Here is a 25,008-nt window from a genome sequence, read left to right as displayed (position 1 = left end):
TCGTCTCCTGCCAAAAATCGTGTTCTTGGTGTCTTGTCCTGGAAGACCCCATCGGTCTGCCTCGTGAGCGGACGTGGAGCCTGGCAAGCAGCTTAGTCGCCCCTGAAGGGGGACTCAATCCTTGGATACCCTAACCCGGGGAAGGTTGCGCAGCTTTCGTGCTGAGTTCAGGGACTCAGCACCTCGTGCTCGGTGAAGCGAAGCTGGGTTTCCTCGATCAGCGGCAGGTTGTCGATGAAGCTGGTGACGCATTCCGCATCGAGCTTGCCGCGTTCAACCATGGCGAGAAGTTCGGCAAAGGCCTCTTCGTTGGTCCATTTGCGCTTGTACGGACGCTCGCTGGTCAGCGCGTCGAAGACGTCGGCGACGGCGACGATGCGGGCCTCGAGCGGGAGATCATTGCCGCCGATACCATATGGATAGCCCTGGCCGTCCAGGGTCTCGTGATGGTAGGCAATGATGTTGCGCATGATGGTGACGGCGCGATCCTCGCTCAGGCTCATGTCGGCGATGATGCGGTCAAACGCTTCCACGCCGATCTCGACATGGCGCTGCATGATGTGACGTTCTTCCAGGGTCAGACGCCCCGGCTTCTGCAGGATGCTGTCAGGGATGCCGATCTTGCCGATGTCGTGCAGCGGGGCAAACAGGAAGACGTGTTCGGTGAACTCGTCGTCCAGACCGGGGCGGCCGCTGAGGCCGCGGGTGATGATCCGCGTGTAGTGGGCGATGCGGTCAAGATGATGGCCGGTTTCGATGTCGCGGATGCGGGTCAGGCCGCGCACTACATCGACGGTACGGGTCAGGGTCCGGACCGCAAGCAGACTGGTCAGGTACATCTGTGCTGCCAGGTAGCCCAGCAAATCCAGGTAGGTGACCACTTCAGGGGTGAACACCCCGACCTGATTGGCGTCGAAGAACAGGAAGGCGACAAAGCGTTCGCCGTTGAACACCGGTACGGTGTAGCTGCTCAGCAACGCGTTATCCAGGGCCCAGCGGCTGTGTGCCGATTGACGACCACCCAGTTCGGCCTTCAGGTCGTGGATGATTCGTTTTTCACCGGTCTGTGCCAGACGCAGCAGTGAAGGGACGTCGCTCAGCCGGGCCTCGTAACGGAACAGGCCTTCCACCCCGGGGGCGGAGCTCTGGACATAGGTTTTCAGCAGATCGGTGTCGGGATCGTGGATCGCAAGCGCAACCCGGTTGATCTCCGGGTGCCGGGTGGCGATGACCTGGTGCAGGTTGCTCAGGCGTTCGGACAGGGTCTCGCCGATCATCGGCGCACCAGGTGGCAGGTAGTTCGTGTTGGTGCCCGAGGCTCTGGTCATCATATGCGGTTCTGGCTTGATCCGGTTGCGATTGTCGTGCGCCCTGGCAGGCTATGCGGTTTTCGGGCTGAGCCTGTGTGGGGCGGATCGTGGTCGACGTCGCGACGACGGATGGTTGCTGCCGGCGAGCGACGAGATCTGGCTATGGGTTTACGTGTTAACCACAATACCGGCATTCTAGCGTAGCGCTGATGCGTTGCAGCATCGTGCGGCCGCAACTATGTCACGATTCCAACGCAATAGTCCAGATATTGAGCATGACTGCCCATTGTGGGTATGCGTTTGTTTTGAATGCCTCGGTCGCTTGAATTTATTGCGCTTATTCAGTGATTTGCCAGATTGATCCTCCTGCCTCGTCGAGGCAGGAGGATGCGGTGGCTGTACTATTGAGGGTGTTCAGACGGCCGGCAGGATCTTGCCCGGGTTCAGCAGATCGTCCGGGTCCAGCGCCTGCTTGATCAGTCGCATGGCGTCGATTGCTGCAGCGCCATGCTCCTCCAGCAGGAAGGCCTGCTTGCCCAGGCCGATGCCGTGTTCGCCGGTGCAGGTGCCGCCCATCTCGAGTGCGCGGCGCACGATGCGGTGGTTCAATGCTTCTGCCCGATCGATTTCCTCCGGGTTTTCGGGATCGACCAGGATCACGGTGTGGAAGTTGCCGTCACCCACATGGCCGACGATGGGCGCGATGAAGCCGGAGGCATCAATCTCTGCCCGGGTGGCGGCGACGCAATCGGCCAGCCGCGAGATCGGCACGCAGACGTCGGTGGTGATGCCGCGGCTGCCGGGGCGCAGGTTCAGGCTGGCAAAGTACACATCGTGGCGGGCCGCCCACAACCGGCTGCGGTCTTCCGGCCGGCTGGCCCACTCGAAGTCCAGACCGCCATGTTCACGGGCAATGTCCTGCACGGTGCGGGCTTGCTCCTCCACGCCGGCTTCCGAGCCGTGGAACTCGAAAAACAGCATTGGCACCTCGCGCAACGTGGTCTTGCTGTAGCGATTGATCGCCTGCACCGTCAGCGCATCGACCAGTTCGATACGCGCAATGGGAATGCCGAGCTGGATGGTCTGGATCACGGTGTTGACCGCGGCGACCACATCGGGAAACGCGCAGGTGGCGGCGGAAACCGCCTCGGGCAGGGGGTGCAGTTTGATGGTCAGTTCGGTGATGATGCCGAGCGTCCCTTCCGAGCCGACCAGCAGGCGGGTCAGGTCGTAGCCTGCCGACGACTTGCGTGCCCGCCCGCCGGTACGGATCACGCGGCCGTCCGCCATCACCGCGGTGAGGCCCAGCACGTTTTCACGCATGGTGCCATAGCGAACCGCATTGGTGCCGGAGGCACGGGTTGCTGCCATGCCCCCCAGGCTGGCGTCCGCACCCGGATCGATCGGAAAGAACAGCCCCGTGCCATGCAGCTCGGCATTGAGCTGCTTGCGGGTCACACCCGGTTGCACGACCACATCCATGTCTTCGGCATGGAGTTCGACGATCCGGTTCATCTGGCTGAAATCGATCGAGATGCCGCCATGGATGGCGAGAATGTGGCCTTCCAGCGAACTGCCCACGCCATAGGGGATGATCGGCACCTGATGTTCGCGGCAGGTTTCGACGACGATCACGACTTCGTCGGTCGTGTGCGGAAATACAACTGCATCCGGCAGCGCATCCGGGAAGTGCGATTCGTCATGGCCATGATGGGCGCAAACGCCGGCTGAAATGGTGAAGCGGTCGCCGAAGCGTGACGACAGGGTGTCGATGAAGGCTTGTGGCAGCGGCTTGCGGAGGGATTCGGGGGCGTTCATGGCTGTCTCGTAGGGTGTTGTTGTCCTTGGATTATCGTTGCTCGTGCGCGGATTCGCGAGTCGACCGGCGGGCTGCTAACATCGCGGTCCGTTCTCCGTCCGGGGCGATCGCCCGTCCATATCATGACCGACTCCGCCTTGCCGGGTTTCATGCAACCCGTCGAAGAAGACCGCCGTATTCCGGTCACCATCCTTACCGGCTTTCTCGGTGCCGGCAAGACCACGCTGCTCAACTACCTGCTCAAACAGCCGCAGATGGCTGGTGCCGCGGTGCTGATCAACGAGTTTGGCGAGGTCGGGGTCGATCACCATCTGGTCGAGCAGGTCGACGACTCGGTGGTGCTGCTCGACTCCGGCTGCATCTGTTGCAGTGTGCAGGGTGATCTGGTGAAGGCGCTCAAGGGGATCTTCATGCGCGCCTTGCGCAAGGAGATTCCGCCGGTCACCCGAGTCCTGATCGAAACCACCGGTCTCGCCGACCCGGTGCCGGTCGTTCATACCGTGATGGAGGAGCCCTTCATTGCCGAACGCTACCGCTGCGATGGCGTGATCACGGCGGTCGATGCCACCCATGCAGTCGGCCAGCTCGGCGACAACCGTGAAGCGGTGCGGCAGGTGGCGATGGCCGACCGTCTGCTGATCACCAAGTGCGATCTGGCCGATGCCGCGATGCGGGCCGAGGTCGCCGCGCGGGTGGCGGCGCTCAACCCGGGGGCGGAGCAGATCGAGATCACCGGCGGCGTGGTCGATCCGGCTGTGGTGTTCGGTTGTGGTCTGTATGACGTCAGTGGCAAGGCGCCCGACGTCGCTGCCTGGCTGGGCGAGGAGCGGGTGCGCACGCAGCAGGCCGTAGCGGCGGCGCGTTCGGCGCCGATGGCGTGGCGCAAGAGCGGCCAGCCCATCGTCGCCCCGACGGCCCCGGCGCGTCACGACGAAGGTGTGCGCAGCTATGTGCTGACTTTTTCCGAGCCGTTGAACTGGTTTGCCTTTTCCGATGCACTCGGTCTGTTGCTGCAGGTCTATGGCGAGCGCATCCTGCGCATCAAGGGCCTGCTCAACGTCATCGGTGATCCGCAGCCGCGCATCGTGCAATGCGTGCAGCACTCGGTCTATCCGCCCACCAGCCTGCCGGCGTGGCCGGACGAGGCGCCTTACCACGACCGCCGCAGCCGGCTGGTGTTCATCGTGCGCGAACTGCCGCGCGATGCGGTCACCGAGCTGTTCTTCAGCATCGGCGGTGTACCGGCCGATCCGGAAGCCTGATCGGGGTCGCCTCAGGCGGGCGCGGCGGCGGTCTCGATCAGCCAGCTGCGGAAGGCGCTCAGCTCGGGGCGCTCGGCCTTGTGCTCCGGCATGATCAGGTAGTAGGCGCGCTGGCTGGCCAGGCTGCGTTCGCAGGGGATCATCAGTCGGCCGGCCTGCAACTCCTGCTCGATCAGGAAGGGCGGGATCAGTGCCACACCCATGCGCTCGATCGCAGCCTGGGCGAGCATCGAGAACAGCTCCAGGCGCATGCCGGCCATGTCCTGCGGCGCGCTGACGCCTGCCGCCTCGAACCACTGCCGCCACGCATAAGGGCGCGTGGTCTGCTGCAGCAAGGGCAGGCGGGCGATTGCTTCGGGGGGCAGTCCGGCCTGAGCGCCCGGCAGTGCGGGGCTGCATACCGGCACTGGAAACTCCCGCATCAGGAAGTGCGCCTCGGTACCCGGCCAGCCGGCTTCGCCAAAGTAGATCGCGGCATCGAACTCGGTCTGGTCGAACAGGAAAGGCCGGGTCTGCGTGCTCATATTGATCTGCACCTCAGGATGGCGGGAGCGGAAGTCCGCCAGCCGTGGCATCAGCCAGCGGGTGGCAAAGGTCGGGACGACGGCGAGTTCGATGGTGCTGCCGCTGCCGTGCTGTGCCATCACCGCCAGGGTGTCACGTTCGATTGCGTCCAGACGCGGGGTGATCTGGCGTGCATAGCGCATTCCCGCCTCGCTCAGCTGCACACCACGTCGGGTGCGGCGGAACAGGGCGACCCCGAGAAAATCCTCGAGGCCTGCGATCTGGCGGCAGATCGCGCTCTGGGTCAGGGCCAGCTCGTCGGCGGCGCGGGTGAAGCTCTCGTGCCGTGCCGCGGCCTCGAACGCCATCAATGCGGCGGTGCTGGGGATTTTCTTGCGCATGCAAGATCTCGGAGTGAGGAAAATGCACAGGTTACTGCATAAATAGCGTTTGAGTCTGGCTCGTATGCTTCCTAAGATGCGTGTCATGCACAGATCGGCAATCGCCGGTCACCACAGACGACAACGGAGGAAGGCATGGCATCGAACAAGGCGACGTTCAACTGGGAAGACCCGTTTCTGCTGGATCAACAGCTGACCGACGTGGAGCGCATGGTGCGCGACACCGCCCGTGCCTACTGCCAGGAAAAGCTGCTGCCGCGCGTGCAGGAAGCCTTTCGCCACGAGCGCACCGACCGCGAGATCTTCAACGAGATGGGCGAACTCGGCCTGCTGGGTCCGACCATCCCCGAGCAATACGGCGGCTCGGGCATGAACTACGTCTGCTACGGCCTGATTGCACGTGAAGTCGAGCGTGTCGACTCCGGCTACCGCTCGATGATGAGCGTGCAGAGCTCGCTGGTGATGGTGCCGATCAACGAATTCGGCACCGAAGCGCAGAAACAGAAATACCTGCCCAAGCTCGCCACTGGCGAATGGGTGGGCTGCTTTGGCCTGACCGAACCCAACCACGGCTCGGATCCGGGCAGCATGATCACGCGGGCGAAGAAGGTCGATGGCGGCTACAGCCTGTCGGGCAGCAAGATGTGGATCACCAACAGCCCGATCGCCGACGTGTTCGTGGTGTGGGCCAAGGACGACGAAGGCCAGATTCGCGGCTTCATTCTGGAAAAGGGCTGGAAGGGGCTGTCGGCACCGGCGATCCACGGCAAGGTGGGCCTGCGTGCGTCGATTACCGGCGAGATCGTCATGGACGAAGTGTTCTGCCCGGAAGAGAACGCCTTCCCGACGGTGCGCGGCCTGAAGGGCCCCTTCACCTGCCTGAACTCGGCCCGCTACGGTATTGCCTGGGGTGCGCTGGGCGCGGCCGAGGCCTGCTACGAGACCGCCCGCCAGTACACCATGGACCGCAAGCAGTTCGGCCGTCCGCTGGCGGCCAACCAGCTGGTGCAGAAGAAGCTGGCCGACATGCTGACCGAGATCACCCTGGGGCTGCAGAGCGTGCTGCGCGTGGGGCGGATGAAGGACGAAGGGATTGCGCCGGTGGAGATCACCTCGATCGTCAAGCGCAACAGCTGCGGCAAGGCGCTGGACATTGCCCGGGTGGCGCGCGACATGCTCGGCGGCAACGGCATCTCGGACGAATTCTGCGTGGCGCGTCATCTGGTGAACCTGGAGGTGGTCAACACCTACGAAGGCACCCACGATGTGCATGCGCTGATCCTGGGCCGTGCCATCACCGGCATCGCCGCATTCAGCAACTAAGAGGCCACTACCGTCATGTCCGGCGCCCTGTCGCATATCCGTGTGCTCGACCTTTCCCGCATTCTCGCGGGTCCATGGGCGGGCCAGATGCTGGCCGACCTGGGGGCCGACGTCATCAAGGTCGAACGCCCCGGCGCCGGGGATGACACCCGCGGCTGGGGTCCCCCCTGGCTGAAGGACGAGCAGGGCACCGACACTCAGGTTGCGGCCTACTATCTGTGCGCCAACCGCAACAAGCGCTCGGTCACCATCGACATCACCCGACCGGAGGGCCAGGCGCTGGTGCGTCGGCTGGCGGCCGATTCGGACGTGGTGCTGGAGAACTTCAAGCTTGGTGGCCTCAAGCAATACGGCCTGGATTACGACAGCCTGAAGGCGGTCAACCCGCGTCTGGTGTACTGCTCGATCACCGGCTTTGGCCAGGACGGACCGTATGCCCCGCGTGCCGGCTACGATTTTCTGATCCAGGGTCTGGGTGGGCTGATGAGCCTGACCGGCTTGCCGGATGGCGAGGCGGGGGGCGGGCCGATGAAGGTCGGTGTTGCGCTGACCGATATCCTGACCGGCCTGTACGCCACCAATGCGGTGCTGGCCGCACTGGCCTGGCGCGACCGCAGCGGCGAGGGGCAGCATATCGATATGGCGCTACTCGATGTGCAGGTCGCCTGCCTGGCCAATCAGGCCTCGAACTATCTGGCGGCCGGGCAGAACCCCAGGCGGCTGGGTAACGCCCATCCCAGCATCGTGCCCTATCAGGATTTCCCGACTGCAGACGGCTACATGATCCTGGCCATCGGCAATGACGGCCAGTTTGCCCGCTTCTGCGCCGAGGCAGGCCAGCCTGAGCTGGCCGCAGACGTGCGTTTTGCCACCAACCGTGCCCGGGTAGAGAACCGTGCAGTGCTGATCCCGTTGCTGAAAAAGCTCACTGTTGACCGCAGTACTGCCGACTGGATTGCCGCGCTCGAAGCCCAGGCCGTGCCTTGCGGGCCGATCAATACCCTGGCGGATGTCTTTGCCGATCCGCAGGTGCAGGCACGTGGGCTGAAGGTGACGATGCCCCATCCGGTCGCCGGCGAAGTGCCACTGGTCGCCAGCCCGATGCGACTGTCCGCGACCCCGGTGGATTACCGCCTGCCGCCGCCGATGCTGGGTGAGCACACCGATGAGGTGCTGGCCGGCACGCTGGGGCTGGACGCCCACGACATCGCCCTGCTGCGCGAACAGGGCGTGGTCTGAGCCCGGGAGCTTGTCGGACTCGAGGCTGATCTCCCACGCGGCTCGCCACGATTGCTCAAGTCCGGCAGCCTCCTGACGGCCGGGCCGCTTTTCTACGTCAGGCCGTCACCAGCGTCGCGACATGATTTCCGATCGCCAGTGAGGCGGTCAGGCCGGGCGACTCGATGCCGTAAAGGTGGATCAGTCCGGCCACACCATGCTGTGCCGGGCCGTCGATGCGGAAGTCCGCGTCGGCCTCGCCCGGGCCAACAATCTTGGGGCGCACGCCGGCGTAGCCGGGCTGCAGGCGGTCTGGTTCCAGCGCCGGCCACCAGCTGCGGATGGCTTCGGCAAAACGGCCGACCCGTGCCGGATCGACGTGGTAATCGGGCTGGTCTATCCACTCCACATCGGGGCCGAACTTGGCTTGCCCGCCCAGATCCAGTGTCAGATGCACGCCCAGTCCGCCGGGTTCGGGGATGGGGTAGATCAGGCGCGAGAACGGTGCCTTGCCGCTGTAACTGAAATACACTCCGCGTGCGAACCGTGCGCGGGGGGCTTGTGTCGATGCCGCGCTGCGGATGGCACTACCCAGCGCAACGGCATCCAGCCCTGCTGCATTGATCACCCAGTGGGCACGCAGGGTCATCGGGGCTTCGCCGCCGATTTCCAGCACCACGCCGTCTCCGTCTGCGACACCACCCGTCACCGGGCTGCCCAGCGCCAGCATGGCGCCGTGACGTTCGGCGTCGCCAAGCAGTGCCAGCATCAGGCCGTGACTATCGACGATGCCGGTGGAAGGCGACAGCAGTGCGGCATGGGCGTCGAGCGCGGGTTCGAGTGCGGCGATCTCAGTGCGCTCAAGCAGACGCAGGTCATCGACGCCATTCTGTCGTGCCCGGTTGGCGATGGCCTGCAGTGCATCGACCTGGGTACTGCGACCCGCCACCACCAGCTTGCCGCAGCGGGCATGTGCCACGCCGCGTTGCTCGCAGTAGGCGTACAACTGCTGCCGTCCCTCGACGCACAGGCGCGCCTTCAACGAGCCGGGCGGGTAGTACAGGCCCGCGTGGATGACCTCGCTGTTGCGTGCGCTGATGCCACTGCCGAAGCAGGCCTCGCGCTCCACGATCAATACTTCGCGACCAGCCGCAGCCAGTGCGCTTGCGCAGGCCAGGCCGACCACGCCTGCACCGATCACCACGACATCCACTGTCTCCATCCGGCTGTGCTCCTGACATTTTTGTAGTTGCAGGCGGCGTTTTAACAGAGCAGCGGCGGGAGCGGAAGTCCGTGAGAGATCACGAGACGCGCGCTCGTCCGGAATGCTGCATTGCAGTGTGCGAATGCGCCGACAGCGGGAAAGGGTGGATTCCGGACTTCCGCCAGCATGGTACGGAAGTGGTACTGGGGGTTAAACGCAAGATGCTGAAAATAAAGTGAAAAGGTGTTGATCATCAAGCTCGGGGGGCTGGCATCAGCCTTGCTAAATGAGAGAGCCTGCTTATGGCTGCATCACTCACACTAATTAATGAGGAGACTTCCGATGAAATCCCTGATCCGCAAATGTGCCATTGGTGGCATGGTCCTGGCCTTGAGCACCGCAGCCTCGGCGACGACCTTCGTCAATGTGCTGACCGGCGGCACCAGCGGGGTGTACTACCCGCTGGGCGTCACCCTGTCGCAGATCTACGGTGAGAAGATCCCCGATAGCAAGGTCCAGGTACAGGCCACCAAGGCCTCGGCCGAAAACCTCAACCTGCTGCAGGCCGGGCGTGGCGAGATTGGCTTCTCGCTGGGCGATTCGGTATCCGACGCCTGGAAGGGCAATGCCGAAGCCGGCTTCGCCAAGCCACTCGACAAGCTGCGCGCGATCGCATCGGTCTATCCCAACTACATCCAGATCGTCGCCCTGTCCGACGCCAACATCAAGTCGCTGGCCGACCTCAAGGGCAAGCGCATCTCGGTGGGGGCGCCGCGTTCGGGTACCGAACTCAATGCTCGGGCCATCCTGAAGGCCGCTGGCCTGTCCTACAGCGATTTCGCCAAGGTCGAATACCTGCCCTTCGGCGAGTCGGTCGAACTGATGAAGAACCGCCAGATCGATGTCACCCTGCAGTCCGCAGGCCTGGGCGTGGCTGCACTGCGCGACCTGTCTGCCGCAGTCAAGGTGAACTTCGTCCCGGTACCGGCCGATGTGGTGGCCAAGGTGGGTGATGCGGCGTATCAGCCCGCTGCAGTGCCGGCCAACACCTACGAAGGCCAGACCGCCGATGTACCGACGGTCGCAATCAACAACCTGCTCGTGACCCATGACAAGGTGTCCGACGCCGTGGCCTACGAGATGACCAAGGGCATCTTCGAAAACCTCGAGCGCCTGGGCAACTCGCACTCGGCCGCGCGTCAGATCAAGCTCGAGGGCGCAGCCAAGGATCTGCCGATTCCGCTGCACCCGGGTGCCGAAAAGTACTACCGCGAGAAAGGCGTGCTCAAGTAAGGGCTGTTGCAACACCGGGGCGGCGCTTGGCGTGGCCCCGGCCCCGTGTCGACCGGCCGGCGACTGCGCCGGGGTCGCCATCGTCCCGCCTGCCTGATCCGGAGTTCCCATGATTCAAGCCGCCGATTCGCCCGCTGTCGATGCGGGCAAGCGGATGCTGCGCGTCGTTTTCTTCAGCGCCATCCTGTTTTCCGTCTTCCAGCTCGTCTCCTCGGCCTTCAGCCCGTTGTCGAGCACCGTCGTGCGTGCGCTCCACGTCGGCTTCCTGCTGTTGCTGACCTTCCTGCTCTACCCGGTGCGCGGCGGCCAGGGGCCGACCAGCATCATCACCAAACTGGTGGGCTTCGGTGCCCTGGCGCTGGCCACCTATCACTGGATCTACGAAGCGGATCTGGTGGCGCGTGCCGGCGAGCTGACCGATGCCGACATGGCGGTGGGCATCGTCACCATTGCACTTGTTTTTGAAGCTGCACGCCGCGTCATGGGGCCGGCGTTGCCGCTGATCTGCCTCGCCTTTCTGGGCTATGCGCTGTTTGGCGAGCACCTGCCCGGCGCGCTCGGGCATCGCGGCTATGGCCTGGACCAGGTGGTCGGCCAGCTCGCCTTCGGTACCGAAGGCATTTATGGCACACCGACCTATGTGTCCTCGTCCTACATCTTCCTGTTCATCCTGTTCGGTGCCTTTCTCGAACAGGCCGGCATGATCACGCTGTTTACCGACTTCGCACTCGGTACGGTCGGTCACACCAAGGGGGGGCCGGCCAAGGTGTCGGTGGTGTCGTCCGGTTTGATGGGGACGATCAACGGCTCCGGGGTGGCCAATGTGGTGACCACCGGCCAGTTCACCATTCCGCTGATGAAGAAGTTCGGCTACAAGCCAGCCTTTGCCGGCGCCGTCGAGGCTACCAGCTCGATGGGCGGACAGATCATGCCGCCGGTGATGGGGGCGGTGGCCTTCATCATGGCCGAAACCATCAACGTGCCCTACGTCGAGATTGCCAAGGCGGCGGCGATTCCGGCACTGCTCTACTTCTTTACCGTGTTCTGGATGGTGCATCTGGAGGCGGGGCGTGCCGGGCTGAAGGGCCTGCCCAAGGAAGAGTGTCCCGATCCCTGGGTGGCGGTGCGCCAACGCTGGTATCTGCTGCTGCCATTGATCGGTCTGGTCTATCTGCTGTTCGCAGGATTCACGCCGATGTTTGCCGGCATGGTCGGCCTGGCGCTGACCGTGGTGTTGATCTTCGGCGCGTCGCTGGCGCGGCGGCTCAATGGTACCTCGCTGCGGCTGATCTTCTGGATCGCGCTGGGTCTGGCCTGCTCGGCCTTTGCCAAGGTCGGCATCATCTCGGTGGTGGTGGTGGTCGCGGCGCTGGCGGTGCTGCTGGCCGTACGTCGCGAAGGTCGCGATACCCTCAAGGTGGCGGTAACCGCGCTGGTCGAGGGCGCGCTGCATGCGATGCCGGTCGGTGTGGCGTGTGCGCTGGTGGGGGTCATCATCGGTTCGCTGACCCTGACCGGCGGCGCCACCACTTTTGCCGGCTACATCATCCAGATCGGTGCCAGCAGCCTGTTCCTGTCGCTGGTGCTGACCATGCTGACCTGCCTGGTACTGGGCATGGGCATTCCGACCATTCCCAACTACATCATCACCAGCTCGATCGCGGCGCCCGCCCTGCTTGAACTGGGTGTACCGCTGATCGTGTCGCACATGTTCGTGTTCTATTTCGGCATCATGGCCGATCTGACCCCACCGGTTGCACTGGCTGCTTTCGCTGCAGCGCCGATTGCCAAGGAAACCGGGCTGAAGATCGGGATGAAGGCCGTGCAGATCGCGATCGCGGGGTTCATCGTGCCCTATATGGCGGTGTATGCACCGGAACTGATGCTGCAGGGTGACAAGGGGCTGGATGCCACCGTCTATGTGGTGTTCAAGGCGCTGCTCGCGGTCACGCTGTGGGGCATTGCGGTGGTCGGGTACTTCCGCTCCCCGATGAATGTCATCGAGCGCGTGCTGGCCTTTGTTGCCGCCTCCTGCCTGGTGGTGGCAATGCCGATCACCGACGAGATCGGCTTTGGTCTGGCCGCAGTGGTACTGGGCTGGCACATCTGGCGCTCGCGCTCGGCGCAGGCGCTGACTGTGTAAGCGCGATGCCCATCTGCCTGAGCACTGCCGCCACCGTGGTGGTGGCGGTGCAGGCCTTCACCCTGGGCTGGACGCACTCGATCGAGAAGGTCCGCTGGGAAGAGGACTGGCGGGTCGAGGCCGGCCAGCTGGTGCTTGATGCGGTGCGGGTACGGGGCCACGGTGCCGGCATGGAGCCCCCCGCCGACGCCGTCTTGCGTGATGGGGTGTGGCAGTGGCACCCTCGCGGCGTGCATGCCGAACTTCGACTGACCCGCTCCGAACATACTGCTGACTACGACTGGTGCGAGCCCGGCCGTGGCTGCCGTCCGATGGCGGCTGTCCTGCCCTCGGATGGCGGGATCACCCTTGTGCGGCCGTGTGGCGCGGAGCCAGTCGATGGACGCTGAACGCCTGCATTCCGGCGGCCCACGTGGCGGTCGTCTGCAGCGCCTGCTGGTGGCCTTGCTGCTGGTACTGCCAGTGTTCTGGGCAGCGCATAGCTACCGTTTCAAGCTCGAACTCGATGCTGTCGCCACGCATGCGCAGCAGCGTCTTGCCTTGCTGTCGGCCAGTCTGGATGCCGAGTTGCTGCGTTTCGAAAGCCTGCCGGCGGTACTCGCCCAGCACCCGCAACTCAAGACCTTGCTGCTCGACCCTTATGACGCAGCACAGATTGATCTGACCAACCGCCTGCTCGAGAGCGTCAATGACCGTACCGGCGCCGGCATGCTCTACCTGATCGACCCCGGGGGCAACACCCTGGCAGCCAGCAATTGGCGCCGCCCCGATTCCTTCGTTGGCGAGAACTACGCCTTCCGGCCGTATTTTCAGCAGGCGATCGACGGCGGCGTTGGCCAGTTCTTCGCGGTGGGTGCCACGACCCGGGTGCCGGGCTTCTTCATTGCCCATCCGGTGCGCGACGGTGACCGGGTGCTGGGGGTGATTGCGGTCAAGATCGAGCTGGATCAGCTTGAAAACACCTGGGCGGCGGGGGGTGAGTCGGTCATGGTGGTCGATCGGCACGGGGTGGTTGCGTTGTCGTCGGTCGCAGCGTGGCGCTTCGCTGCGCTGGCGCCACTGGCCGAGACGTCCCGCCGGGTACTGGATCAGACGCGGCAGTATTTCACCGCGCCCCTGAATCCGCTGCCGCTGGAATGGCTCGACGGCCGCCGGCTGAGCCTGTCGGGCAAGGAGTTCCTCACCGTCGCCCGTCCGGTACCTTGGGTGGACTGGGAGATGCTGATGCTCAACGATACCGGCGCCGCGCGGCGGGCGGCCTGGAGCACCGTGCTGGCGGTTGCGTTGGTGTTGAGCGTGCTGGTGGTTGTGGTGCTGTATCTGCGCTTGCGTGCGCGCCGCATGCGCGAGCGCCTGGCGGCACAGGGCGTGCTTGAACGGACGGTGGCCGAGCGCACCGCCGACCTTGCCGACAGCAACGCCCGCCTGACCCGCGAGATCGCCGAGCGCGTCAGTGCCGAGCAGAAGCTGCGCGGTGCCCAGCGCGCCTTGATCGAGGCCGACCGTCTCGCCGCCCTCGGGCAGATGGCCGCCGGGGTGGCGCATGAACTCAACCAGCCGCTGGCAGCGCTGCGCACCTTCGCCGGCAATGGCCTGATCCTGCTCGACCGGCACAAGACCGAGGCGCTGCGGGACAATCTGCAGCAGATGATCGGTCTGGTCGAGCGCATGGCACGGCTGACTTCGCAGCTGAAAGTGTTTGCCTCGCGCCAGCAGACCACCGGTGGCAGTGCGTCGGCGCGCGCGGCGACGCAGGTGGTGGCGGGCTGGCTGCGCGAGCGCCTGGATCGCGCCCGCATCGTGCTGGAGTTGCAGGGTGAGGACCACGCCTTTCCGCTGCAATCCCAGGCACTGGAGCAGGTGCTGTCGAACCTGGTCGGCAATGCGGTGGATGCCCTCGATGGCCGCGGCGATGGACGCATCGTCATCCGCACCGGGTTGCAGGATGGCCGGCTATGGCTCGAGGTCGAGGACAATGGTCCGGGCATCGATCCCGACGTACGGGAGCGCATACTGCAGCCCTTCTTCTCCACCAAACCGCTCGGTCAGGGCCTGGGGTTGGGGCTGTCCATCGTCAGCGATCTGGTTGGCGGCTCGGGTGGGCGGCTGGAAGTCGCGGCACGTGAAGGAGGGGGGACGGTGATGCGGGTCTCATGGGATGCGGCAACGGCGCAGCAGGCAGAAAAGGATGTGTGATGAGTGAGCAACCGGTCCAGGTGATCCTGGTTGAAGACGACGACGCCTTGCGGGCGGCCGCAAGGCAGACCTTCGTGCTGGCCGACATCCCGGTCACCGATTTCCCGCGTGCCGAGCCGGCCCTGGTCAGCCTGACCACCGGCGCTCCGGTCGTGGTGGTGACCGATGTGCGCCTGCCCGGCATCGATGGCATGAGCCTGCTGCAGCAGGTGCGCGCGATCGATGCCGACCTGCCGGTGATCCTGGTGACTGGCCATGGCGACGTTCGCATGGCGGTCGAGGCAATGCGTCTGGGCGCCTATGATTTCATCGAGAAGCCGTTTGCGCCCGAGCGCCTGGTCGAGGTCGTGCAGCGTGCCATCGACAAGCGCCGGCTGGTGCTCGAGAACCGGGCGCTGAAGGCGCGGCTGGCAAGCAATGACGAGGTCGAGGCGCTGATTGGCGACAGTGCACCCATGCGTGAAGTACGTCGCCTGGTCAGCGAGCTGGGCGACACCGATGTCGACGTGCTGGTTTTCGGCGAGACCGGTACTGGCAAGGAGCGGGTTGCGCGCGGCCTGCACGCGGCTGGCCGCCGGCACAAGGGCAATTTTGTTGCGATCAACTGTGCGGCATTGCCCGAGAGTGTGTTCGAGAGCGAGATGTTTGGCGTCGAGCCCGGCGCCTATACCGGCGCGACCCGCAGCCGCGCCGGCAAGGTCGAGTACGCCAGCGGCGGCACCTTGTTTCTGGACGAGATCGAGGGCATGGCGTTGCCGCTGCAGGCCAAGCTGCTGCGTGTGCTGCAGGAGCGGGTGGTCGAGCGCCTCGGCTCCAACCGCCTGATCCCGGTCGATTGTCGCATCGTCGCCGCCACCAAGCTCGACCTTGCTGCCGAGGCTGCGGCCGGGCGCTTTCGCGCCGACCTGTACTACCGCCTCAATGTGGTGTCGATGGTGCTGCCCCCGCTGCGCGACCGGCGCGAAGACATCCCGCAGCTGTTCGCCGCCTTCTGCCAGCAGGCGGCCGAGCGCTACCGCCGCCCGCAGCCTGACCTGTCGGTGGAACTGTTCGACTGGCTGATGGCGCAGGACTGGCCCGGCAATGTGCGCGAGCTGCAGCACGCCGCTGACCGCTTCGTGCTGGGCCTGTGGCGGGTCAACACCGACACTGCAGGCAACGGTCCCAACAGCCTGGCGCAGCGTGTCGCGGGCTTCGAACTGTCCTTGATCGAAGGTGCCCTGCGCCGCAGCAGTGGCGATGTCGCGGCCGCCGCCGAGGCCCTGGGTCTGCCACGCAAGACCTTGTACGACAAGCTGTCCAAATACCGGGTGGATGTCGAGCGTTACCGGGGCAGTTGAGTCCGGTCGCCAGCACTCAATCCGCCGGCTCCGCCACCGTGTCGGGCATTGCCAGCAGGGCCTCGAACGCAAGCGCGGCGGGGCTGACCGGGCGCTGCGGCAGGCGCAGGCGGTAGAGCTGACGGCGGATGGGGCCGGTGGCGGGGACGTGACGGCGGACACGGCCCAGGGCGAGTGGGTCGCGGGCGCAGATCCGCGGCACCACGCCCAGGCCGATGCCCGCCGCGACGGCTTGCACGATAGCCTCATTGCTGCCGACTTCGATGACGTCTCCTGCCCGGATGCCCAACTGCCGCAACAGTGCCTCGGTGGCATCGCGACTGCCTGATCCGCGCTCGCGCATGATCCAGGTTGCACCATCGCCAAAGGTGGCCGGATCGGTCGCACTGATCTGTGGCAGCTCACGCGGCGAAATCACGATCATCTCCTCGGTGCGCCAGGCGCGGATCTCCAGCCGGGCGTCATCGACCTCACCCTCGACCAGCGCCACATCCAGGCGGTAGTCGAGCAGCTGTCCGGCAATCGCCTGCGTGTTGGCGGCCACCACCTGCAGCGCAACGCCAGGGTGCTGCTGGTGGAAGCGGCGCAGGAAGTCCGGCAGCCAGTAGCTGGCGATGGTTGTGCTGGCACCAATACGCAAGCGACCACGGGCCAGACCGTTGAATGCCAGCAGCGCCTCGTCCGCCTCGCGCGCCAGCGCGAACAGGCTGCGACCGTACTCGAGCAATACCGTGCCGGCTTCGGTGGGTTCAAAGAAGCGCCCGCGGCGCTCGAGCAGCACGGTATCGAGCTGGGTCTCCAGCTCGCGTACCGCCTTGGACGCTGCCGGCTGGCTGATGCCGAGCTGGTCCGCTGCGCGCGAGAAGCTGCTGGCCTCCACCACGCGGACAAAGACCTTGAGCAAGTGCAGGTTCATGCATAACTCCAGGGAATGCTTGATTAACTTCCATTGCCTATGTGAATTCTAGAACGGCGCTTATCGTTATGACCATCCTGACTAACCTTATGCGTCAAAAAGAATATGAATGCTGTGCTGCGCCCGGATGTCCGCCTTGGCCTGCTTGCCTGTCTGGTGCTGGCCGCGCTTGCTGCACAGCTTGCGGCGATGCCGGCCTTTGCCAGCAGGGGGCTGGGCTGGCTACCACTGGCGATCGTGCTCGGCATGCTGCTTGGCAATCTCTGGCCCACGCTGGCGCAGTCGGGGGCGCCGGGGCTGTCGCTGGCGCGCGGCGCCCTGATGCGTACCGGTATCGCGCTGTATGGGCTCAAGCTGGGCCTGTCCGACCTGTCTGCGGTGGGCTGGCAGGGGCTGATGCTGGCGCTGGCCATTGTGGCCTCCACCCTGTTGCTGGCGCGTCTGCTGGGGCGTCGCCTGGGGCTGGATCCGGTACTGGCGCTGCTGATCGGCGCGGGTAGCGCGATCTGCGGCGCGGCAGCGGTAGCTGCAGCCGATGGCGTGTTGAGCGCGCGTGCCCGGCAGGTGGCCTCGGCGGTCGCCGCGGTGGTGATCTGCGGCACGCTGGCGATGTACCTGATGCCGCTGTTGATGCCGCTGACCGGCCTGTCAGAGGCCGATTTTGGTTTGTGGATCGGTCTGACGGTGCACGAACTGGGGCATGTGATTGCTGCTGCCGCAATGGTGGGGCCCGACGCTGCCAGCACCGCGCTGGTCGAGAAGATGTTGCGCGTCATGCTGCTGGCGCCGGCGGTGCTGTGGATCGCCATGCAGTGTGGTGGTGCGCGGTCTGCAAGTGGCGCACGTGTGCGGGTGCCGACCTTTCTGTGGGTCTTCCTGGGCGTGCTGTTGCTGAATCTGGCGGGTGGCGTGCCGGAGGCGCTGCGTCAGGCTGGTGCGTTGGCCGCGGATGCGCTGCTGGCGATGGGGCTGGTGGCGCTGGGCATGGTCACCCGCATCGCCGACGTCCGTGCGGCTGGCGCCAGAGTGTGGGTGCTGGCCCTGCTGCTGTGGGCTTACCTGCTGCTGGCGGGGCTGGTGCTGGTCAAGCTGGTTGCGCAATAAGGATCGATCGTCTGGCGGGCGTGCCTCCCTGGTGCGTCCTTGTCGGGCATGCACCATCGACGCGCCGCAGCAAGCCCCGCACGTCGCCTGACGACTGACTTAAAACAGCTTCAAATCAAACGCTTGCAGAAGATGGGCTGACTCGGCTCAAGGGGCATGCATCTTGCTCAAACCTGTTATGACAGGTCATGAGCGTTGAGGCTCTGCCCGTTGATGTCCCCCATTTTTCTGCAGGAGCTGGATGTGGATTTCTTGCATGCGCAGTTTGCTCACCACCCGCCCACCATCTGGGCCTTGCTTGCTGCCGCGGTGGTGGCGGGAGGCGTGGTCAGGGGGCTGACCGGTTTTGGTGCGGCCTTGTTGATGGCGCCCTTGTTCAGCCTGGTCATGTCGGCACGCGACACCTTGTGTCTGATCACCGTACTGAACGTTCTCCCCCTCAGCCCCCGCAGCATGCGTCTGGCCTGGCAGGAGATGGACGCCTCGGTGGTCCGCCCGCTGAGTCTGGCTGCGGTGGTGGGGCTGGTGCCAGGCATGTGGCTGACCACCCAGATACCGGGTGCGGTGTTCGGACCGTTGGTGGGATTCGGGGTGATGCTCAGTGCCTTGTTGCTGATGACGGGGGCCCGTCTGCCGGATATCCGCTCGGTTCGCGCATCCGCGGCAATCGGTAGCGTGAGTGGTGTGCTGACCGGCTTCAGCGGAGTCGGCGGACCGCCGGCCATCCTCTACCTGATGGGGATCGAATCGAACCCGTACCGGGCACGCGCCAACTTCGTCATCTTCTTTGCCTTGCTGTATCCGGTGTCATGCGCGTTTCTGGTGCTTTCGGGCTTGATGCCCCATTCCATCCTGCTTGCTGGTGCATTGCTTTTTCCTCTTTTTCATATTGGTGGTGGATTGGGCGTGAGGCTGTACCGGAATATTGGACGGCGCCTGTTGCGGCGCCTTGTATTGATGCTGCTACTGATTGCCGGAGCCGTGGCAATGCTGCCTTTCTTGCGTGATCCGGCTGGATTCATGAAGACGATTTCGGTGCATGGATGAATGGGGGAGCCAATGATGGTGCATGTCGCACCGTCAAGGTGCGGCATGGCGGCAGCTGAATTTCAGTGCATTAGAAGAAATTCAGAAAATGTTATAAAAAACAATTACTTGAAAATTTTTGTGCGATGCGAAAAACTGGCATCTCAATTGCTAGATAGAACTCGTTATAACAGGTTATGCGAACAAGGGATTCAAGATGTCTCCAACCAGCAAATCGCAATTGAACCGGGCAGAAGACAATGCAGCAGGTGGTGTGACGGCCATTTCGCCGGTGCCGCTGCATACCCAGATCCGCGAGGTATTGCGACGCCAGATTCTGGACGGCACGTATCCGCCGCATTCGCAAATGCCCTCTGAAAGCCAGATGATGAATTCATTTGGTGTCAGTCGCATCACCATTCGCCAGGCATTGGGTGACCTGCAAAAGGAAGGGCTCATCTTCAAGGTCATGGGCAAGGGCAGCTTTGTTGCCAAACCCAAGGCATTTCAAAGCCTTTCGCGCCTTCAGGGCTTTGGCGAAGCGATGTCGCCGTCGGGCTACGAAACCTATTCACTATTGCTCAGCGCACGTGAAGTCGAGGCCAGTGCCGTTGTTGCACAACGCTTTTCAATCAAGCCCGGTGCGCAGGTATTTGAAATCCAGCGCCTGCGTTATCTGAATCGGGAGCCGATATCGGTCGACGTCAGCTATTTCCCTGTCGAAATTGGCCGGCGCCTGGTTCAGGAGGATCTTGCGGCGCGCGACATCTTCGTCATTCTCGAAAATGACTTTGGTCTCAACCTGACGCACGCCGACCTTCAATTAGAAGCCATCTGCGCAGACGAATCGCTGGCGCGTCATCTTGATATTGCAGAAGGCGCGCCATTGTTGAGGATGGAGCGCATGACCTATGCCGGCGAGACGCCGGTGGATTTTGAATTTCTTTATTACCGCGGCGATGCCTTCCAGTATCGACTGCGAATTGACCGAACCTGAAGCATCAACCCATGCGTGGTTTCGCCTGATCACCGGAGCCCGTTGTCAGCAGCACCATAAGACGCACTCCCAACCCCAAGGAGCAATCATGAACAGAATCGATATGGAATTCGACCTGGTGGTGATCGGTGGTGGCACCGGTGGCCCGATGGCGGCAGTCAAGGCAAAGGAAAAGAACCCGAATCTCAAGGTCCTGTTGATCGACAAGGCGCATGTGAAGCGCAGCGGTGCGATCTCGATGGGCATGGATGGCCTCAACAATGCCGTCATTCCCGGCCACGCCACGCCCGAGCAATACGTCAAGGAAATCACCATTGCCAACGACGGCATCGTGGATCAGGAGGCGGTGATGGCCTATGCCGCCAACAGCTTCGACATGATCCAGGAGCTCGACCGCTGGGGCGTCAAGTTCGAGAAGGACGAGACTGGCGATTACGCGGTGCGCAAGGTGCACCACCTCGGCAGCTATGTGCTGCCGATGCCGGAAGGCCACCACATGAAGAAGATCCTCTACCGCCAGCTCAAGCGCGCACGGGTGGAGATCACCAACCGGGTTGTCGTCACCCGGCTGCTGACCGGTGCCAAGGGCGAGGTGACGGGCGTCATGGGCTTCGACTGCCGCACGGCCGATTTCTACGTCATTCGCTGCAAGGCAGCGGTGATCACCACCGGTGCCGCCGGTCGCATCGGCCTGCCGGCGTCTGGCTATCTGATGGGCACCTACGAGAACCCGACCAACTCCGGTGATGGCCACGCGATGGCCTATCACGCCGGGGCGGCGCTGGCCAACCTCGAGTGCTTCCAGATCAACCCGCTGATCAAGGACTACAACGGCCCTGCCTGTGCCTACGTGACCGGTCCGTTCGGCGGCTACACCGCCAACGCCAAGGGTGAGCGCTTCATCGAGTGCGACTACTGGAGCGGGCAGATGATGCTCGAGTTCTATCGCGAACTGCAGAGCGGCAATGGCCCGGTCTTCCTCAAGCTCGACCACCTCGCCGAGGAGACCATCGGCGAGATCGAGCACATCCTGCACACCAATGAGCGCCCCAGCCGTGGCCGTTTCCACGAGAAGCGCGGCAATGACTACCGCAAGCAGATGATCGAGATGCATATCTCCGAGATCGGCTTCTGCAGCGGGCACAGCGCCTCCGGCATCTGGACCAATGCCCGTGGCGAGACCTCGGTGCCTGGCCTGTACGCCGCCGGCGACTGCGCCAGCGTGCCGCACAACTACATGCTCGGCGCCTTCGTCTATGGCCGCATCTGTGGCTACAACGCGGCCGAGTACTGCGGCTCGACCGCGGCAGCGGCCATTGACGAGTCCGCCGTGGCGGCCGAGCGCGCCCGCGTGTTCGCTCCGCTCGAGCGCAGTGAGGGGCTGACCCCGTTCCAGATCGAGTACAAGACCCGCCGGCTGGTCAATGACTATCTGCAGCCGCCCAAGATCACGCACAAGTATGAGATCGGCCTGCGCCGCTTCGACGAGGTGCGTGAAGACGCCGCGGCCATGGTCGCGACCAATCCGCACGAGTTGATGCGGGCGATGGAGGCGTATTCGATCATCGACTGCGCCGAAATGGCCGCACGTTCGTCGATGTTCCGCGCCGAAAGCCGCTGGGGCCTGTACCACTACTGCGTCGATCACCCCGAACGCGACGACGCCAACTGGTTCTGCCACACCCTGCTGAGCAAGGGCGGCGACGGCCAGATGGCGATGAGCAAGAAGCCGGTCGAGCCCTACATCGTGCCGATCGACGAAGAAGAGCGTGACGCCTATCAGCGCCTGCGCGTCGAGCGCAAGGCCGAAGCCGCCTGAGCCGCCACCCCCGACCCCATAGAACAGAGGATTCCGACATGAGTATCGCGACGACCCTGACCCAGGTGCCGGTCAAAGTGCACGAAGACAAATGCATCGCCGAGAAGGGCTGCACCGTGTGCGTGGATGTGTGCCCGCTCGACGTGCTGGCCATTGATCTGGTCAAGAAGAAAGCCTTCATGCAGTTCGACGAATGCTGGTACTGCCTGCCCTGCGAGACCGACTGCCCCACCGGTGCGGTCGAGGTCAGCATTCCCTACCTGTTGCGCTGAGGAGGCCGCCATGACCATCAGCCTGAGTTCCATGGCCGAACGCCTTGCCAGTGCCGACGCCGAAGTGCGCCGCCTGGCGGTCATCGACCTGCCCTACAGCGATGAGGATGACATCGTGCCGCTGCTGTTGCCGCGGCTGACCGACGCGGCTGCCGAGGTGCGTGCCGAGGCCGTGCGCGCCCTCGAAGGCTTTGAAGAGCCCGAGGTGGTCGCCGCCCTGGCCGCCCGCCTGCTGGACGACGATGCAGTGGTACGGGATGCCGCGGGTGAAGTGCTGGCCGAGTTGAAGGAGAGCGCTTCTGCCGTCCATCTGCTGCCCTATCTCACCGGGCACGCTGCGCCGGTGCGCATGCTTGCCTTCCGTGCGGTAAGGGCCCTGCGCGTTGCGGCAGCTTTCGAGCCCGCGATGGCCTCGCTGCGCGACCCCGACCCCGGTGTGCGGCGCGAGGCGGTCGGTGTGCTCGGCTACCTGCGCCGGCCCGAAGCGGTGGGCGAACTGGCCGAGGTTGCCGCACATGACCCGGATGCCGAAGTCCGCCGCATCGCGGTGGGCGCCCTGGGCTACACCTCCGAGATCAGCGTGCTGCCGGCACTGACCCGGGCGCTCAATGACAGCGCCTGGATGGTGCGTGACGAAGCTGCCCAGACCATCGGCAAGCTGGGCCTCGGTCCGGCGATCCCCGACCTGGTGAAGGCCATGGCCGACGACTACTGGCAGGTGCGGGTCAAGGCGGCGCGCAGTCTGGGCGTGCTGAAGGCGGCCGCGGGCCTGCCGGTACTGGTCGAGGCCCTGGCGCACACGATCAGCAACCTGCGCAAGGAAGCGGCAATTGCGCTGGGCCAGATTGCCGACCCGCGTGCGATTCCGGCACTGGAAAAGGCACTGGAAGACCCCGATCCGGATGTCCGCAAACTGTCCCGGCTGGCGCTCACCGCGATCAGCCTGGCGCAGAAGTAAGGAGACCGCCATGGCATTCGTCGTCACTGAAGCCTGCGTGCGCTGCAAATATACAGACTGTGTGTCGGTCTGCCCGGTGGATTGCTTCCACGAAGGGCCGAACTTCCTCGTCATCGATCCGGACGGTTGCATCGACTGTGGCGTGTGCGTGCCCGAGTGCCCGATCGGCGCCATCTTCGACGCCGCCGACCTGCCGCCCGACCAGCTCGAGTTCATCGAGATCAACGCCCGGCTTGCCACCGAGTGGCCGGTGATTACCGACGCGCGAGAACCCCTGCCCGATGCGGAAACCTGGGCCGAGGTGAAGGACAAGCGCGAGTTCCTGGAGGAGACGGTGGCGAGCTGATCGCCGATCCCCAAACCCCAACCCCACGTTTCAACAGAGCAATCCCCGTAGCCCGTATCGCCCCAACAGACTCACTGGAAAAGGACGCAAACCATGAATGCACATTCCAGCAACACGGCTCAGGACCACAACAAAAGCTTTGCCGGCCGGCTTGGCGCACTTGCGCTCGGCTGTTTCCTCGCACTGCCGGTATCGGCCGAAGTGCTCACCATCGGCATCGGCACGCAGAACACCACCACCAATACGGTGACTGGCGGCATCGTGCTGAAGGAACTCGGTCTGCTCGAGAAACACCTGCCCAAAACTGGCAAGTACAAGGACATCCAGTACAAGCTCGAGTGGCAGAACTTCACCTCCGGCCCACCGGTCACCAACGGCATGGTCGCCAACACCTTGCAGATCGGCATGATGGGCGACTATCCACTGCTGGTGAATGGCGCCACCTTTCAGAACGGCAACGCTACCCGCAGCCGGCTGATTGCGCTGATCGCCTACAACGCCGACGGTGCCGGCAATGGGGTGGTGGTGCACAAGGATTCGCCCTACTACGAGCTGGCCGACCTGAAGGGCAAGAAACTGTCGGTGCCCTTCGGCTCTGCCGCACACGGCATGCTGCTGAAGGCGCTGGAGGATCGTGGCTGGAAGGCCGAGGATTTCGAACTCTCCAGCCAGAGCCCGGAGGTCGGCACCTCCAGCCTTCAGGAAAAGCGCATCGACGGTCACGCCGACTTTGTGCCGTTTGCCGAACTGCTGCCCTACCGCGGCTTTGCCCGCAAGATCTTCGATGGTGTCGAAACCAAGGTACCGACCTTCCACGGTGTCGTGGTGCGTGAAGACTTCGCCACCAAGTATCCGGAAGTGGTGGTGGCCTACATCAAGGCGCTGATCGAGGCCAATGACTGGGTGCGCAGCAACCCGGTGCAGGCGGCGACCAAGATCGAGGAGTGGACACGGGTGGAGAAGGAGGTCGCCTACATGTTCCTCGGCCCATCCGGTGTACATACGCTGGACCCGACGATCAAGCCGAAGTGGGTCGAGACCATCAAGTACGACCATGGCGTGTTGCAGCGCATGGGACGGGTCAAGGAGTTCGATGCCGACAGCTGGGTGGACGAGACCTATGTGCGCCAGGCTTACAAGGAACTGGGTCGCGACTACGACCAGCAGCGCGTCAGCTTTGCCAACTACGAGATCAGCGGCACCGATCCCTTGTGCGGCGGCACCATCGACAAACCGCGTGAAGCCGGTGAAGTGTGGATCGACGGTGCCGGCATCACCGCCTACAAGTCGGCGGCATGCACGCTGGCGGCGGTGAACAAGGCCCGCAGCGAAGGCAAGAAGGTGGGTGTGGCCTTCGTCTTCGACCAGACCACCCGCATCAAGCTGTTTGCCGACAAGGCCTTCTACGCCCTGGGTAGCAAGGATGGCAAGGCCTCCATCGTGCCCTTCCTGCTGAAGAAGGATGCCGAGGCTTACGCTGCGACTAATGGCAGCAAGGTGGGCGGCTACGACGAAGCGCTTGCGCTGGCGGGGAGCTGAGCCATGGCGACCGCAATC

The 25,008-nt window shown here is 64.1% G+C and carries 21 protein-coding genes; 16 read left to right on the top strand and 5 right to left on the bottom strand.

Annotated features, from left to right (window positions below; genetic code table 11):
* Positions 1–167 precede the first annotated feature (167 nt).
* Together DNK49_RS15580 and DNK49_RS15575 are read right to left on the bottom strand one after the other, a co-directional pair.
* A complete protein-coding gene (locus DNK49_RS15580) occupies positions 168–1,331 on the bottom strand; it encodes an HD domain-containing phosphohydrolase (protein WP_110526560.1) in 1,164 nt (387 codons plus the stop codon).
* 393 nt (positions 1,332–1,724) lie between these two features.
* The gene (locus DNK49_RS15575) at positions 1,725–3,128 is read right to left on the bottom strand and encodes an FAD-binding oxidoreductase (RefSeq protein ID WP_110526558.1); all 1,404 of its coding nucleotides are present in this window, start codon (positions 3,126–3,128) and stop codon (positions 1,725–1,727) included.
* Between the two features lie 123 nt (positions 3,129–3,251).
* Between DNK49_RS15575 and DNK49_RS15570 the strand changes: the two genes are divergently transcribed.
* On the top strand, positions 3,252–4,391 hold the full coding sequence (locus tag DNK49_RS15570; protein WP_110526556.1) for a CobW family GTP-binding protein: 1,140 nt from the start codon (positions 3,252–3,254) through the stop codon (positions 4,389–4,391).
* 11 nt (positions 4,392–4,402) lie between these two features.
* On the opposite strand, the gene DNK49_RS15565 is transcribed toward DNK49_RS15570, so the two are convergent.
* Positions 4,403–5,296, bottom strand: coding sequence for a LysR family transcriptional regulator (locus DNK49_RS15565; RefSeq protein WP_110526554.1), 894 nt, complete (start codon positions 5,294–5,296; stop codon positions 4,403–4,405).
* A 135-nt stretch (positions 5,297–5,431) separates the two neighbouring features.
* Between DNK49_RS15565 and DNK49_RS15560 the strand changes: the two genes are divergently transcribed.
* Both DNK49_RS15560 and DNK49_RS15555 read left to right on the top strand, forming a co-directional pair.
* Entirely contained in the window at positions 5,432–6,619 is a 1,188-nt protein-coding gene (locus DNK49_RS15560; RefSeq protein WP_110526552.1) for an acyl-CoA dehydrogenase, read from the top strand.
* A 15-nt stretch (positions 6,620–6,634) separates the two neighbouring features.
* Positions 6,635–7,858, top strand: a complete 1,224-nt coding sequence (locus DNK49_RS15555; protein WP_110526550.1) for a CaiB/BaiF CoA transferase family protein — start codon at positions 6,635–6,637, stop codon at positions 7,856–7,858.
* Between the two features lie 97 nt (positions 7,859–7,955).
* Here the strand turns inward: DNK49_RS15555 and DNK49_RS15550 are convergent, their stop codons facing one another.
* Complete coding sequence (locus tag DNK49_RS15550) at positions 7,956–9,092, bottom strand: NAD(P)/FAD-dependent oxidoreductase (protein ID WP_279386427.1); 1,137 nt, start codon at positions 9,090–9,092, stop codon at positions 7,956–7,958.
* 291 nt (positions 9,093–9,383) lie between these two features.
* Here DNK49_RS15550 and DNK49_RS15545 point away from each other — a divergent pair, with 291 nt between their 5' ends.
* From DNK49_RS15545 to DNK49_RS15525, 5 genes are all read left to right on the top strand, one after another.
* Entirely contained in the window at positions 9,384–10,334 is a 951-nt protein-coding gene (locus DNK49_RS15545) for a TAXI family TRAP transporter solute-binding subunit (RefSeq protein ID WP_110526547.1), read from the top strand.
* 109 nt (positions 10,335–10,443) lie between these two features.
* Positions 10,444–12,477 carry a TRAP transporter permease gene (locus tag DNK49_RS15540; RefSeq protein ID WP_110526545.1) on the top strand — a complete coding sequence of 678 codons (2,034 nt, stop codon included), beginning with the start codon at positions 10,444–10,446 and terminating at the stop codon, positions 12,475–12,477.
* 5 nt (positions 12,478–12,482) lie between these two features.
* Positions 12,483–12,866: a DUF1850 domain-containing protein gene (locus DNK49_RS15535; protein ID WP_110526542.1), complete on the top strand. Its 384-nt coding sequence runs from the start codon at positions 12,483–12,485 to the stop codon at positions 12,864–12,866.
* Complete coding sequence (locus DNK49_RS15530) at positions 12,856–14,673, top strand: sensor histidine kinase (protein ID WP_165843346.1); 1,818 nt, start codon at positions 12,856–12,858, stop codon at positions 14,671–14,673. The genes DNK49_RS15535 and DNK49_RS15530 overlap by 11 nt, the downstream gene beginning before the upstream one ends.
* Positions 14,673–16,013, top strand: coding sequence for a sigma-54-dependent transcriptional regulator (locus DNK49_RS15525; RefSeq protein ID WP_110526538.1), 1,341 nt, complete (start codon positions 14,673–14,675; stop codon positions 16,011–16,013). The genes DNK49_RS15530 and DNK49_RS15525 overlap by 1 nt, the downstream gene beginning before the upstream one ends.
* Positions 16,014–16,029: 16 nt before the next feature.
* On the opposite strand, the gene DNK49_RS15520 is transcribed toward DNK49_RS15525, so the two are convergent.
* Positions 16,030–16,929, bottom strand: a complete 900-nt coding sequence (locus DNK49_RS15520) for a LysR substrate-binding domain-containing protein (RefSeq protein WP_110526536.1) — start codon at positions 16,927–16,929, stop codon at positions 16,030–16,032.
* 105 nt (positions 16,930–17,034) lie between these two features.
* Here DNK49_RS15520 and DNK49_RS15515 point away from each other — a divergent pair, with 105 nt between their 5' ends.
* The 8 genes from DNK49_RS15515 to DNK49_RS15480 all read left to right on the top strand — a co-directional run bounded on the left by DNK49_RS15515 (position 17,035) and on the right by DNK49_RS15480 (position 24,990).
* Positions 17,035–18,033 (top strand): YeiH family protein, encoded by a 999-nt coding sequence (locus tag DNK49_RS15515; RefSeq protein ID WP_110526535.1) that lies wholly within the window; start codon positions 17,035–17,037, stop codon positions 18,031–18,033.
* A gap of 213 nt (positions 18,034–18,246) precedes the next feature.
* On the top strand, positions 18,247–19,080 hold the full coding sequence (locus tag DNK49_RS15510; protein WP_110526533.1) for a sulfite exporter TauE/SafE family protein: 834 nt from the start codon (positions 18,247–18,249) through the stop codon (positions 19,078–19,080).
* A gap of 196 nt (positions 19,081–19,276) precedes the next feature.
* On the top strand, positions 19,277–20,056 hold the full coding sequence (locus DNK49_RS15505; protein WP_110526530.1) for a GntR family transcriptional regulator: 780 nt from the start codon (positions 19,277–19,279) through the stop codon (positions 20,054–20,056).
* 88 nt (positions 20,057–20,144) lie between these two features.
* A complete protein-coding gene (locus DNK49_RS15500; protein ID WP_110526527.1) occupies positions 20,145–21,875 on the top strand; it encodes a fumarate reductase/succinate dehydrogenase flavoprotein subunit in 1,731 nt (576 codons plus the stop codon).
* Positions 21,876–21,913: 38 nt separating this feature from the next.
* Positions 21,914–22,147 (top strand): 4Fe-4S dicluster domain-containing protein, encoded by a 234-nt coding sequence (locus DNK49_RS15495; RefSeq protein ID WP_110526524.1) that lies wholly within the window; start codon positions 21,914–21,916, stop codon positions 22,145–22,147.
* A 10-nt stretch (positions 22,148–22,157) separates the two neighbouring features.
* A complete protein-coding gene (locus DNK49_RS15490) occupies positions 22,158–23,105 on the top strand; it encodes a HEAT repeat domain-containing protein (protein WP_110526521.1) in 948 nt (315 codons plus the stop codon).
* 10 nt (positions 23,106–23,115) lie between these two features.
* Positions 23,116–23,451 (top strand): ferredoxin FdxA, encoded by a 336-nt coding sequence (fdxA, locus tag DNK49_RS15485; RefSeq protein ID WP_110526518.1) that lies wholly within the window; start codon positions 23,116–23,118, stop codon positions 23,449–23,451.
* Positions 23,452–23,544: 93 nt separating this feature from the next.
* Complete coding sequence (locus DNK49_RS15480; RefSeq protein WP_110526515.1) at positions 23,545–24,990, top strand: ABC transporter substrate-binding protein; 1,446 nt, start codon at positions 23,545–23,547, stop codon at positions 24,988–24,990.
* Positions 24,991–25,008: the final 18 nt, after the last annotated feature.

This window comes from Parazoarcus communis SWub3 = DSM 12120, from assembly GCF_003226565.1.
GTDB classification, from domain to species: domain Bacteria; phylum Pseudomonadota; class Gammaproteobacteria; order Burkholderiales; family Rhodocyclaceae; genus Parazoarcus; species Parazoarcus communis.
This window is presented reverse-complemented; position numbering and strand designations above follow the sequence as displayed.